The sequence below is a fragment of the Mycetocola spongiae genome (assembly GCF_020424085.1).
Taxonomy (GTDB): domain Bacteria; phylum Actinomycetota; class Actinomycetes; order Actinomycetales; family Microbacteriaceae; genus Mycetocola; species Mycetocola spongiae.
Map to the genome: position 1 here is coordinate 2910339 of NZ_CP080203.1, position 12719 is coordinate 2923057.

The 12719-nt window shown below is 67.1% G+C and carries 11 protein-coding genes and 1 riboswitch; of the genes, 3 read left to right on the forward strand and 8 right to left on the reverse strand.

Annotation, left to right across the window (positions count from 1 at the left end; all coding sequences use genetic code 11):
• Positions 1-36 precede the first annotated feature (36 nt).
• The 7 genes from KXZ72_RS13390 to KXZ72_RS13420 form a co-directional block, all read right to left on the reverse strand.
• Complete coding sequence (locus KXZ72_RS13390) at positions 37-690, reverse strand: flavin reductase family protein (RefSeq protein WP_226081430.1); 654 nt, start codon at positions 688-690, stop codon at positions 37-39.
• A gap of 226 nt (positions 691-916) precedes the next feature.
• Positions 917-4780: an ATP-dependent RNA helicase HrpA gene (gene hrpA, locus KXZ72_RS13395; protein WP_226081431.1), complete on the reverse strand. Its 3864-nt coding sequence runs from the start codon at positions 4778-4780 to the stop codon at positions 917-919.
• A 35-nt stretch (positions 4781-4815) separates the two neighbouring features.
• Positions 4816-5148, reverse strand: coding sequence for a hypothetical protein (locus KXZ72_RS13400; protein ID WP_226081432.1), 333 nt, complete (start codon positions 5146-5148; stop codon positions 4816-4818).
• 111 nt (positions 5149-5259) lie between these two features.
• Positions 5260-6216, reverse strand: coding sequence for a siderophore-interacting protein (locus KXZ72_RS13405; RefSeq protein ID WP_226081433.1), 957 nt, complete (start codon positions 6214-6216; stop codon positions 5260-5262).
• 43 nt (positions 6217-6259) lie between these two features.
• A complete protein-coding gene (locus KXZ72_RS13410; protein WP_226081434.1) occupies positions 6260-7087 on the reverse strand; it encodes a sulfurtransferase in 828 nt (275 codons plus the stop codon).
• Between the two features lie 166 nt (positions 7088-7253).
• Positions 7254-7799 carry a CoA-binding protein gene (locus KXZ72_RS13415; protein WP_226081435.1) on the reverse strand — a complete coding sequence of 182 codons (546 nt, stop codon included), beginning with the start codon at positions 7797-7799 and terminating at the stop codon, positions 7254-7256.
• Complete coding sequence (locus tag KXZ72_RS13420) at positions 7796-9091, reverse strand: O-acetylhomoserine aminocarboxypropyltransferase/cysteine synthase family protein (protein WP_226081436.1); 1296 nt, start codon at positions 9089-9091, stop codon at positions 7796-7798. Before KXZ72_RS13420 ends, KXZ72_RS13415 begins: the two co-directional genes overlap by 4 nt.
• A 116-nt stretch (positions 9092-9207) precedes the next feature.
• Positions 9208-9275: riboswitch (guanidine-III (ykkC-III) riboswitch) on the forward strand.
• A gap of 40 nt (positions 9276-9315) precedes the next feature.
• On the opposite strand from KXZ72_RS13420, the gene KXZ72_RS13425 reads away from it, so the two are divergent.
• Together KXZ72_RS13425 and KXZ72_RS13430 are read left to right on the forward strand one after the other, a co-directional pair.
• The gene (locus tag KXZ72_RS13425) at positions 9316-9639 is read left to right on the forward strand and encodes a DMT family transporter (protein ID WP_226081437.1); all 324 of its coding nucleotides are present in this window, start codon (positions 9316-9318) and stop codon (positions 9637-9639) included.
• 29 nt (positions 9640-9668) lie between these two features.
• Positions 9669-9869, forward strand: a complete 201-nt coding sequence (locus KXZ72_RS13430; RefSeq protein ID WP_226081438.1) for a hypothetical protein — start codon at positions 9669-9671, stop codon at positions 9867-9869.
• A 16-nt stretch (positions 9870-9885) separates the two neighbouring features.
• Here KXZ72_RS13430 and KXZ72_RS13435 read toward each other — a convergent pair whose 3' ends face one another.
• Positions 9886-11805: a dolichyl-phosphate-mannose--protein mannosyltransferase gene (locus KXZ72_RS13435; RefSeq protein WP_226081439.1), complete on the reverse strand. Its 1920-nt coding sequence runs from the start codon at positions 11803-11805 to the stop codon at positions 9886-9888.
• A 79-nt stretch (positions 11806-11884) separates the two neighbouring features.
• On the opposite strand from KXZ72_RS13435, the gene rsmI reads away from it, so the two are divergent.
• Positions 11885-12700 (forward strand): 16S rRNA (cytidine(1402)-2'-O)-methyltransferase, encoded by an 816-nt coding sequence (rsmI, locus tag KXZ72_RS13440; protein WP_226081440.1) that lies wholly within the window; start codon positions 11885-11887, stop codon positions 12698-12700.
• Positions 12701-12719 lie beyond the last annotated feature (19 nt).

Sequence of the window (12719 nt, forward strand, 5' to 3'; positions counted from 1 at the left end):
CAGGGACGGGGGCCTCGGGCGTGAAACCGCGCGGCGCTACTTCTTCGCGGTGGGCGGCAGCTCGCTCTGGGCATCGAGCTTATGCCACGTGCGGTTGTGATAAACCAGCGGGCGGGTCTCGTGGGCCTCGGCCTCGGGGCTTCCGGGCTCCGGGGCATTGGCCTGCAGGGCGTGTACCACCACGACGGTGGAGGCACCCGCGCGCAGGCTATTCACCACCCGGCCGCGGATCCAGGTCTGGGCGGAGGGATAAAACGGCTCACCCGTGATCAGGCGCGACCACAGCGAGGTATCGGCAAAACGATCGATGCCGCTCGTGGCCCCGAGCTGCGCAATATCCAGCTGATCGGCACCCAGCAGGTGCACCACGAGGGTATCGGCGGCAATGATGGTCTTGGCGCTGGAGGACAGATCGGAGACCGAAAATACCAGCAGCGCGGGATCGGCGCTGACCGAAAAAACCGAGGTGACGGTCATGGCCACGGGCCCGGTGCCGTCATCGGCGGTGACCACGGCCACGCCCGCGGGGTGGTTGCGGAAGGCGGCCTTAAAGTCATCGGGGGCCAGCCCGGCATCAAAGCCCACGGCCTCCTGCTCGGCCTCGGCGCCGGACACCACATCGGATGCCACCGCGCGCAATACCTCGGGGGTATCCGCGGGTTCGGGCAGGATATTCGCTGCACTGGTCATCTGCTCGGGTTCTCCTCGGTTATTACGCATATAGAGTCAGACCCTCCGCGGGGTGAATTTATTCCCCGCCGCGGGTATGGGTCTGCCCTCCACGATGCTCCGCGGGAACGATCCGGGCAAGCCCGGGCGGGCTATAAGTCGAAATATGAAGCCGCGTGACGCACCGTGTAATCAGCGTGACAAAAAACGGGCGGGGAATTTGCATTCCCCGCCCGCCCGTGTCCGGCTAGCCGGCGTCCAGAACCTTGGTGATGCGCTGCAGGGACGTGGACTCGCTGGTGCCCAGATGCTGCGCAAATAGGCTGATCCGGAACTCCTCCAGCATCCAGCGCGCCCGCACCAGGTTTTCCGCGGCGTGTTCGGGCAGGGGGATCTTCCCGCCCGCGGCGGTGAAGCGCGCCGTGGCCGCCTCGATATCGTTTTGCCAGGCGCGATCGCGATTGGGATTATCCGGCAGCCGCTGCGCACGATGCGTGATCCCGGCGAGATAGCGCGGCAGATCCCGCAGCCGGGTGAGGCCGGTGGCCGAGACAAAACCCGGATAGACCAGGCCCGCGCGCTGGGCCTTCATATCCGCCAGCGCGGGCAGCAGGCTCAGGCTGGTCGCGGAGGACAGCGCCTTATCGGCCTCGCGGGCAGCCCCGAGCACACGCGAAACGAGCGAGACGGTCTCAAACATCGAGTTCATGACCGACTGGGATACCCGATCGCGGATCTTCTCAAACTCGGCCCGCATAAACACTGCACCGCTCGGATTCATTCGATACAGCACGTCGTTAATGCATGCCGCGAGGCAGTCCTCAAAGAGCGCCGGGGTGGAGGGATACGGGCTCGCGGCGAGCGTGAGCTTCTCGGGGGCCGTGAGATGGTTTTGGACATAGGACACCGGCGAGGCCGTCTGCAGGAGCAGCAGGCGGCGCACGCCGCCGGGCAGCGCGCGCAGTTGATCGGCCTCGGTGGCCATGATTTCGATGGCCACGGAATCGCGGTGATCCACGAGCGCCGGATAGCCGCGCACGGTATGTCCGCCCTGATCGCTGTCGATGAAGCGCGGCAGCTCGTCAAAGTCCCATTTGGTGAGTCCGGTGCGCTCGATCGGATCGGCGCGGCGGGCCTGGGCCACCTTGGCCACCTGGGTGCGGGTTTTTTCGGCGAGCTTGGCCTGCAGGAGCGTGAGATCCTTTTCCACGCCGAGCGCGCGCCCGCGCTCATCCACCGCGCGGAAGCTGATCCGCAGGTGATCGGGAATGCGATTCACGTCAAAATCGGAGGCCTCAACCGGGATATAGACCTGGCGTTTAATCGCGATGGCGAGCCGCGCCGCGAGGGTATCGTCCTGCGTGCCATTGGGCTGGGGCGGATCGGCGGGCAGATCCGCGAGCAGCTTCGCGGCCCAATCGGCCGCGGGCACCACATTGCGCCGGATGGGCTTGGGGAGGGACTTAATCATCGCCGTGACCAGCTCGGCGCGCAGCCCCGGAACCTGCCAGTCAAAGCCCAGCGGGGAGATCCGCGGCAGCAGCGCTAGCGGCACCACCACGGTCACCCCGTCATCGGCCGTGCCGGGCTCAAAGCGATAGCGCAGCGTGAGCCTTTGATCGCCCTGCACCCAGATGGGCGGGAAGAGCGTGACGTCGATCTCCTCGGCGTCCTCGGGCAGCAGATCCTCGGGGCGCATCGTGAGCAGCTTGGGGGAGGCCGCCGATTCGGTGCGCCACCACTTCTCAAAGCCGCGCAGATCCGTGACCGTGGCCGGGATGCGGGCGTGATAAAAATCGTAAACGGCCTCATCGTCAAAGAGGATATCGCGGCGACGGGTGCGCTCCTCGCGCTCGGCCAGTTCGCGGCGCAGCCCGGCATTTTGCCGGTCAAACGCAAAGAGCTTCTGGTTGAGGCGGCTGAAATCGGCGTCGCGCTCCACGAGGGCATGCCGGATGAAGAGGTCGCGGCTGACCTCGGGATCGATGCGGGAATACTGCACCCGGCGGCGCGGAATGATCGGCACGCCAAAAAGCGTGACCTTCTCATAGGCCACCACCGCGCCCTGGGACTTCTCCCAGTGCGGCTCCGAATAATTGCGTTTACACAGATCGGGGGCAATCTCCTCGGCCCAGGCCGGGTCGATTGCGGCCACCGTGCGGGCAAAGAGCCGGCTGGTTTCCACAAGCTCGGCGGCCATGATCGCGGCGGGCTGTTTTTTGATCAGTGAGGAGCCGGGGAAGATCACAAATCGGGCCTGGCGCGCGCCGATATAGTCGCCCTTCTTGCGTGGGCCCGCGCCCGCGCCGGTGCCGCGCTTCTTGGCCGCGGCCGCGGCGGCGGCCGCCGATTCGTCCTTAATGCCGATCTGGGAGAGTAGTCCGGCGAGGATCGAGCGGTGCACACCCTCGGGATTGGCCGCGGGATCGCCCACCCGCAGCCCCAGCGGGGAGGACAGGCGCTTGAGCTGGCGGTAAACATCCTGCCATTCGCGGATGCGCAGATAGTTCAGGAACTCGCTCTTGCACAGGCGGCGGAACGCCGAGGAGGACAGCTCGCGCTGCTTTTCCTCCAGATAGTTCCAGAGCCCCAGCAGCGAGAGGAAATCGCTGATGGGGTCGGCGAAGCGGGCATGGAATTCATCGGCCTGCTGGCGTTTTTCCACGGGGCGTTCGCGCGGGTCCTGAATGGTCAGGGCCGCCACGATCACCATGACCTCGCGGGTGGTGCCGTGTTTCTTGGACTCCAGCACCATCCGGGCAAAGCGCGGATCGATGGGCAGCCGGGAGAGGTCCTTGCCCACGCGGGTGAGCCGCGGGGTCAGCGAGGTTCCGGCCTGGACGGCACCTAGCTCGGTGAGCAGGTCCAGGCCGTCCTTAATGCCCCGTGATTCGGGGGCCTGCAGGAACGGGAACGCGGCGATATCGCCGAGGCCCAGCGAGACCATCTGTAGGATCACGGCGGCCAGGTTGGTGCGCAGAACCTCGGGTTCCGTGAACTCGGGACGCTTGGAAAAATCATCCTCGGAGTACAGCCGGATCGCGATTCCGGGGCTCGTGCGGCCCGTGCGGCCCGAGCGCTGATTTGCGGAGGCCTGGGAGATGGCCTCGATGGGCAGGCGCTGGATCTTGGCGCGCACGCTATAGCGCGAGATGCGCGCGGTACCGGCATCGATCACATATTTGATGCCGGGCACCGTGAGGCTGGTCTCGGCCACGTTGGTTGCGAGGATTACCCGGCGGCGCACACCCGCGCCCGAGCCCGGACGGAATACCCGGTGCTGCTCCTCGGAGCTGAGCCGGCCATAAAGCGGCAGGATCTCCGTGACGCCCCCGGCGGAGCCGGCAAAATGCGCGCGCAGCGCATCGGCGGCATCGCGGATCTCGGCCTCGCCGGAGAGGAATACCAGCACATCGCCGAGGGATTCGCGCGCGAGCTCATCCAGGCCCTCGATGATGCCCTCGATATAGTTGCGGTCATCGCGCTGCGGCTCATCGGGGTCTTCCTCGCCCTCCTGGGCATCGGCCACGAGCGGGCGGTAGCGGATCTCCACGGGATAGGTGCGGCCCGAGACCTCGATGATCGGGGCATCGTTAAAGTGTTTGGAAAAGGATTCCGGGTCGATCGTCGCGGAGGTCACGATGATCTTCAGATCGGGGCGCTTGGGCAGCAGCTGCTTCAGATAGCCCAGCAAAAAGTCGATATTAAGGCTACGCTCGTGGGCCTCATCGATGATGATCGTGTCATATCGACGCAGGAGCCGGTCGTGGTGAATCTCGTTCAGGAGAATACCGTCGGTCATGAGCTTGATCTTGGTATCGGCGCTTGCCCGATCGGTGAAACGCACCTGATAGCCCACGGTGCCGCCCACCTCCTCGCCCAGTTCCTCGGCGATGCGCTCGGCGATGGTGCGCGCGGCGATGCGGCGCGGCTGGGTATGGCCGATATTTTCGCGGCCCAGCTCGAGGCAGATCTTGGGCAGCTGGGTGGTCTTTCCGGAGCCCGTGGCCCCGGCCAGGATCACAACCTGGTTACCCGCGATGGCGGCCGCGATCTCATCGCGTTTCTGCGAAACCGGCAGCTCGGGCGGGAACGTGATTGCAAGTGACATAACGTTCTATTCTACCGCGTAAGTGCGGGGAAAGACTATTGCCGGGGCTGCTCGCCGATCACGGCGGGGGTGCCGGGGCCGGCGGGGGGAAATCCCTGCGCCTCCCAGTACTGCGGAAGGGCGATCGCGAGGGCCAGCAGCGCGAGGAACGTGAGAAAAACGGCGGCGCGACGGCCGTTGGCGCGGCCGCGCGGCGTATTGGCCGTGGCGCGGGCCCGGGCGAGCACCGCCGAGGGGGCATCGGTGATCGGGGGCGCGCCTACCGCGGGCAGGGGGAGCGGCTGCACGGCGGCGGCGATGCTCTCGGCAACCGGGGCCGCGGGGGTGGCCTCGACCACGGCGAGCGTGCGTGAGCGCGCGCGCAACATGGAGTTTTCCCCGATCAAAAACATCTTTCCCCTTCCCCTGCATTAAGGCTAGCGAGAATTCGGGGGAATACCAGGGCCCGCGGCCCCCGAAAACGGGGGCCACGGGGCGGCCTACATTTCGGCGCGACCGTGCCGCCAATAGCCCATAAAGGCCACGCGTTTGCGGTCCACGCCGCTGCCGGTGACCAGCATGCGGCGCAGCGTTTTGATCACGCCCGACTCGCCCGCGAGCCAGGCATAGAGCTCGCCCGTGGCCGCGGCCTCGGGCGACTCCCAGAGAATTTCGGTATCGATGTCGACGTCCTCAAGCGCCTGCTGGCGCGGGGCCCGGGAGGCCTCGATCAGCGCGGGGTTGCGGGCAATCCACTCCTCGAGGGCGGCGGTGAGCGCCCCGCCGTGGTTGGCCTCGCCGCGGGCCAGCCAGGTGAGGGTCACGCCCGCGGGGTGTTCCACGGACAGGGCGTCCTCCGCGGTGGGGACCTCGATGTAGGCGTGGCCGCGGGCGGTGGAGGGGAGGGTTTCCAGGATCGCGCAGATCGCGGGCGCGGCGGTCTCATCGCCCACCAGGAGCAGGTTATGGGCGCCGCCGGGATGCCAGTCGATGCCGATTCCGGAGTGAATGCTGCGCGCATCCGGGCCCACGATATACGCGGGATCGCCCACGCCGGCTCCCGCGAGCCAGCGGGCAGCGGGGCCGCCATCGCCGTGCCAGACGAAGTCGATATCCACCTCGCGCGCGGCGGGACGCACGGCCCGCACCGTATAGGTGCGGAACGGTGTGCGCAGGTGATCGGGCAGGGCGCGCCAGGCGTCGTACCAGCCGCCGCCATCGGTGGGGCCCCGCTCGGCCGCCTCCAGGTCGCAGAGCGGGATGCCGTCCACGGGCATCACAATCTTCACGCGCTGATCCAGGCCGTCGGTGCCAAAGAGGTGCAGGTCCTCGCCGCTAAACGTGATCCGCACGAGGTGCGGGGAGAGCGTCTTGCGCGCGGCGACGCTCACGCGGAACGGGCGATAGCCCGGGCGGTCGGTGCGCTCGATCGTTCCGGCGTTCTCTAAGGTATGCATACCCTAACTTTATGCGTTTTATCTCGCGGAGCAAAACCGGGGTTTAGGCGGCGAGCGATTCCAGGCTGCCGTCGAAGACGCGCACGTCCCGGGCGCCCAGCACGGCGAGCCCAAGGGCGTTTGCGCTCGCCTCGATTCCCGCGGCGCAATAGCTGATGATGGGAAGCCCCGAGGCGAGGGCGGGGGCATAAAGCTCGCGCAGGCGCCCTTCGGGCAGCAGCGTGTGATCGGTGCCGGACATCAGGGTGGCCAGCGGAATATTCAGGGTGGTGGACGGGGCACCCGCCCCGGGCGGGCGGAACTGCTCGCGCGGCACCGCGGAAATCAGGGTGGCGGGGCGCGAACCATCCAGCGCCGCACCCATCAGCTCGGGGCCGGCCCAGAGCTCGGGGCGGGGCACGGGAATAAACGCGGGCCGCGGATCGGCCGGGAGCATAAGGGTGCCGGTTTCCACCGAGCGGTGCTCGCCAAGCCACGCGGTCAGGCCGCCGTCGAGTACCGCCACGGATTCGAGGCCCGCGCTGCGTAGCAGCCACCAGAAGCGCGCCGCCCACTGGCCCAGATCGCTATCGTAAACCACCACGCGGCTCTCGGCGCCGAGGCCCAGGCGGGCGATCTCGGCAGCGAGCCGGCCGGCGTCGGGCCGGGCAAAGAGGATGCTCGCGGGCTCGGTCTCGCCGCAGCCGTGCAGCAGCTCGGTGAACTGTGCGCCCGGGATATGTCCCGCGCCGTGATGGGCCTCGCGGCCGGAGCGGAACGTGCCGTCGGGCTCGCGGCGCACGGTGGCATCGATGACCACGAGGGTGGGGCTGCCCAGATGGTCGGCGAGCCACTGGGTCGAGACGAGGGGGCCGTCAAATACGGGGGACATGGTCTCCACGCTAATCGCCCGCGGGCCCCGGGTCGAGGGGCACGCAACACGGGGTAACTCTTCGCCGGGTTCTCCCAGGGGGCACATAACGCGGGCACAGCCCGCATTCGGGAATTAACGGCCGCCGGGTGGGCTCCCGCTGGAACCCACCCGGCGGCGGAATCGGCTAGCCGCGGCGGCGGCGCGCGCTGATCTGGCCGGTATCAAAGCCCATCAGGTTGAGCCCGCCGTGGAAGCGGGCATGCTCGATCTTGAGGCAGCGATCCATGACCACGGTGAGCCCGCGGGCCTCGGCATCACGCGCGGCCTCCTCGTTCCAGATACCCAGCTGCAGCCACAGCACCTTGGCGCCCACGGCCACCGCGTCATCCACGACCGAGGGGATATCGGAGGGCTTGCGGAAAACATCCACGATATCGGGCACCTCGGGCAGCGAGGCCAGATCGGGATAGGCCTTCTCGCCGAGGATCACATCGGCGCGGGGGTTCACAAAATATACCCGCAGATTGGTGGACTGCTGCAGATACGTGCCCACAAAATAGCTCGAGCGGGCGGGATTGGGGCTCGCGCCCACGATCGCCACGCTGCGCGCCGACTGGATGATGCGCAGCCGCTCGCGCGCATCCGGACCCACCCAGGTGCGCTCGCCCACGGGGGCGGAGGGGGTGGGCAGGGCGCAGCTGATTCCGGCCTCGGGCAGTGACTCGCTCATGCGCTTTCCTTCGTGGCCTGGCCGAGGGCCTGGTCCAGGTCGTGGATGATATCGGCGGCATCCTCGATACCCACGCTCAGGCGCACCAGGCCGGGCAGCACACCCGCATCGAGGAGCTGCTGCTCGGTGAGCTGCGCGTGTGTGGTGGAGGCCGGGTGGATGATCAGGGTCTTGGCATCGCCCACATTGGCGAGGTGGCTCGCGAGCTCCACCGATTCGATGAGCTTCTGGCCCACCGCGCGGCCGCCGCGGACCACAAAGCTGAAGACCGAGCCGGGGCCAAGCGGCAGATATTTCCGGGCGCGCTCGTGGTGCGGGTGATTGGGTAGGCCCGCCCAGTACACGGTCTCGATGCGCGGATCGGCCTCGAGCCATTCCGCCACGGCCCGCGCATTATCCACGTGTGCCTGCATCCGGAACGGCAGGGTCTCCACGCCCTGCGCGAGCAGGAACGCCGAATGGGCCGAGAGCGAGGGACCGATATCACGCAGCTGCTCGGCACGCAGCCGGGTCAGGAACGCATATTCGCCAAAATTGCCCGACCATTCCAGGCCGCCATAGCTGGCCACGGGCTCGGTGAACAGCGGGAACTTCGCGGTGGACCAGTCAAATTTTCCGGATTCCACGACCACGCCGCCGAGGGTGGTGCCGTGCCCGCCGATGAACTTGGTGGCGGAGTGCGTGATGATATCCGCGCCCCACTCAAACGGCCGGTTCAGATATGGGGAGGACAGCGTGGAATCGATGATCAGCGGAATGCCGTGGGCATGGGCCACCTCGGCGAGCGCCTCGATATCGGCGATCTCTCCCGAGGGGTTGGCGATGGTCTCGGCGAAGATGAAGCGCGTGCGCTCGGTGATCGCGGCGGCATAATCGGCGGCCTCGCTGGAGCGCACAAATGTGGTCTCCACGCCGAAGCGGCGCAGCGTCACATCGAGCTGGGTGATGGACCCGCCATAGAGATTCGCGGAGGCGACGATATGGTCACCCTGACCCGCGAGGCTTGCAAAAGTAATGTACTGGGCGGCGAGCCCACTCGCGGTGGCCACGGCCCCGAGCCCACCCTCGAGGCTCGCGATGCGCTCCTCAAAGGCCGAGACGGTGGGATTGGCCAGGCGCGAATAGATGGTGCCGTATTTTTGCAGGGCAAAGCGGCTCGCGGCATCGGCGGCATCGTCAAAAACGAAGGCCGTGGACTGGTAAATGGGGAGGGCGCGGGCGCCGGTTGCCTGGTCGGGGATATTCCCCGCATGGATCGCGCGCGTGCGGAAACCATATTCTCGATCTGCCATGAACACACGCTATCGCGCCGCACGGCGGCGGCGGGCAATATGTCGTAACCCGGGGTCATAAACCCCGGGCCCGGATTTTTCCCTGCCAAAATCACCCAAGTGTGCCAAAATGGGACGTGGATCGACTCTCGGTTGATTCCCCGGACGAGGGCGCAGTACCCGGAACGCGACAAGACTGACCAGGAACCATTGGCGATGCCATGGTTCGGAAAAGGGAGTCTCTTATGTCGTGGATCGTTTTGATTATTTCCGGAGTTCTGGAGGCCGTCTGGGCCACCGCACTGGGCAAGTCCGAGGGGTTCACCCGGCTCTGGCCCACCGTGACCTTCGGCGTGGCGCTCGCCGCGAGTATGGCCGGCCTGGCCTTTGCCATGCGCGATATTCCCACCGGCACCGCCTATGCGATCTGGGTGGGGATCGGCGCGTCACTGACCGTTTTATACGCGATGATTTTTGGCGGTGAGCCCGCCTCGATCCTCAAGGTGCTGCTGATCCTGGGAATCGTTGGCTGTGTGGTCGGTCTGAAAATGGTGGATGCCGCGCACTAGTACCGCCCACCCCGGGCTACACTTTTTGCATGGATACCTCGCGCCGAGACGGCACCCATCATCGCCTGCTCGGAATCACCTTCCTGATATTGGCGGCCCTGAGCGCGGTTTTTGCCGTAGCCACGTTTTTCACCGCCACGGCCTGGGGCCTCTATGTGGCGGGTGTGGTTTTTGCCGCCCTCGCGCTGGTGCTGATTTTGCGCGGGGTTGAGCAGCTGCGCGAGGGCTAACCCCGCGCAGCCGCTCCTAAACCCAGCCGGGGATCCAGGAGTGCAGCTGCCAGAACCACAGCGGCACGGTGGTGGCCGTCCACAGCGGATACCAGAACACCGAGAGTAGCGCGGCCAGCCCCAGGAATACCCCGGCCGAGGCGAGCCCGGATACCCGGCGATGCCGGGGATCGGTGCGTTTACCCACGATCAGCCCAATCACCAGGGTGAGCGCAAGCAGCAGATAGGGCTCAAACGCGATCGTATAAAACTGGAAGACGGTGCGTTCGGTATACATCAGCCACGGCAGATAGCCGGCCGCAAAACCCACCAGGATCAGGCCCACCTGCCACTCCATATAGCGGGTCAGGCGATAGACCAGGTAGAGCGTGGCGGCCACCGCGACCCACCAGATCAGCGGGTTCGCGATCGAGGTGATCGCCTGCGAGCAGATCGCGGCCCCGCAGTCCTCGGGAGGCGGTGTTTTGTACCACATGCTGGTGGGGCGAATCATCGCCAGCCAGCCCAGCGGGTTGGCCTGATAGCTATGCGGGGTCACCAGGCCCACATGGAATTTATACATTTCCTGGTGATAGTGGACGAGGCTCTGCAGCGCGGTGGGCACCCAGGAGAACAGGCCGTTCCAGGCATTGGCCGGGTCCTCGGCCCACTGCCGGTAATAGCCGCCCGAGGTGCGCAGCCAGCCGGTCCAGCTGGCGAGGTAGACCAGGGCCGCGGGAATCACAAAAAGCAGTGCCGTGGCGGGGCCCTGCTTCACGATGGCCGCGGAGAAATAGGCGGGGAGGCCCGCGCGGCGGCGGGCGAGCAGATCCACGATCACCAGGTAGAGGCCAAAGGCCGCGAGGAAATACAGGCCCGACCACTTCACGGCGGACGTGGCCCCAAAGGCGAGGCCCGCGGCGATGACCCACGGCCGGTTCCACAGGGTGGGACCCCACTCGGGTTCGCGCCCCGCGGAGCGCTGCGCGGAGACATAGGAGGCGAGGCGGCTCTCTGCCCACGGCCGATCGCGCAGCACACAATAGAACCCGATCAGCGCGAGGACCATGACCGAGTTATCGAGGATCGCGACGCGGCTCATCACGATGGCATGGCCGTCGATGGCGAGCAGGAAACCGGCGATAAGCGCGAGGGTGCGGGAGTGGAAGAGGCGGCGGGCCACGGCCATGATCAGGCCCACGGCGAAGATTCCCAGCAGCGCGGTGGTGATGCGCCAGGCCCACGCGCTCTCGGCCCCAAAGAGGCCCATGCCAAGCCCAATGATCCACTTGCCCAGCGGCGGATGCACCACATAGGAGGCCTGGGTGGTGAAACCCATCACATCGCCGGCGTTAAAGCGCTCATCCGCGCCCTCCGGCCACGTGGACTCGTAACCGTTATGCCAGAGGGTCCAGGCGTCCTTCACATAAAACGTCTCGTCAAAGACCAGCGCGTGCGGAAACCCGAGGTTCCACAGCCGCAGGACCGCGGCGAGCAGGATGATCAGCGTGGGTAGCAGCCAGGCCACGAGGCGGCCGCGCGCCGGGGTGCAGATCAGGCGCGCCCAGAACTCGTCCAGGCGCGATCCGATCGGACCGGTCACGGCGGTCAGGGTGCGGCCCGCGGCGGCCGAGCCTTCGCGCAGCAGCTCACCCCAGGCGGGGGTCTCGGCATGGCGCGGGCCACTCGCATCGCTCGCCGCGGCGGGGCCCGCCGCGCGCAGGGCGCGGATGCGGCCGGTATCGGTCAGGGGGATCGCTGCGGCATCGGGCGTGGGGGCGGCATGCGCGGCGGTGGCCGGGGGGAGCCCCGCCTCGCCGGGCGCGGGGATGACGTGGGTGGAGATAAGCGGCGTGGACGGCACTCGCGGCTGCGCGGCGGCGGGGTTTTCCGGGAGGGGAACGGCCGGGGGAGCGGGGAGGGCGGGCTCTGCGGGGTCCGATTCGGTGTGCGACACTCTGCCATGTTAGCCAGCTACCTCGGAATCGGCTGGGGCCGCGCGAGAAAATCTTCCCGGGCGGTGGCACACTGGAGTCATGATCATCCTCGGCGCGACCCCCATCGGCAACCTCTCCGACGCCACGCTGCGTCTTGTCGAGACGCTGGAATCCGTGCGGATCGTGGCCGCCGAGGACACCCGCAACGCCATTAAACTCATGCGCGGCCTGGAGATCACAAACCGCCCGGAGCTTTTTGCCCTGCACGATCATAACGAGCGCATGAAGGCCGCGGAGCTCGTGGAGCGGGCGCGCGAGGAGGACATCCTGGTGCTCAGCGATGCGGGCATGCCCACGGTCTCCGATCCCGGCTATCACCTCGTGGAGGCCGCCGCGCTCGCCGGGGTGCGCGTGAGCGTGCTGCCTGGACCGAGCGCCGTATTATCCGCGCTTGCGGTCTCGGGCCTGCCCACCGACCGGTTCTGCTTTGAGGGATTCCTCGGGCGGAAGCAGGGCGAGCGCCGGGACACCCTGCGCGGGCTCGCCGGCGAACGCCGCACGATGGTCTTTTTTGACTCCCCGAATCGCCTGGCCGCGAGCCTGCTGGACATCGTGGAGGTTTTTGGGCCGGAGCGCCGGGTCGTGGTGTGCCGCGAACTCACCAAGCTCTTTGAGGAGGTCCGCCGCGGCACCGCCGCCGAGCTCGCCGAATGGGCGGCAGAGGGTGTGCGCGGGGAAATCTGCATCGTGATCGCGGGGGCCGAGGCCGCCGTATATAGCCTCGAGGACTCCGTGGCGCGGGTACAGGCCCTCGCCGCCGCGGGGACCCGGATGAAGGATGCCGCGGCGCAGGTATCCAACGAGACCGGCATCAGCAAGCGCGATCTCTACGAGGGTGCGCTCGCCGCCAAATAGCGGCCCACCCGGATTGTCA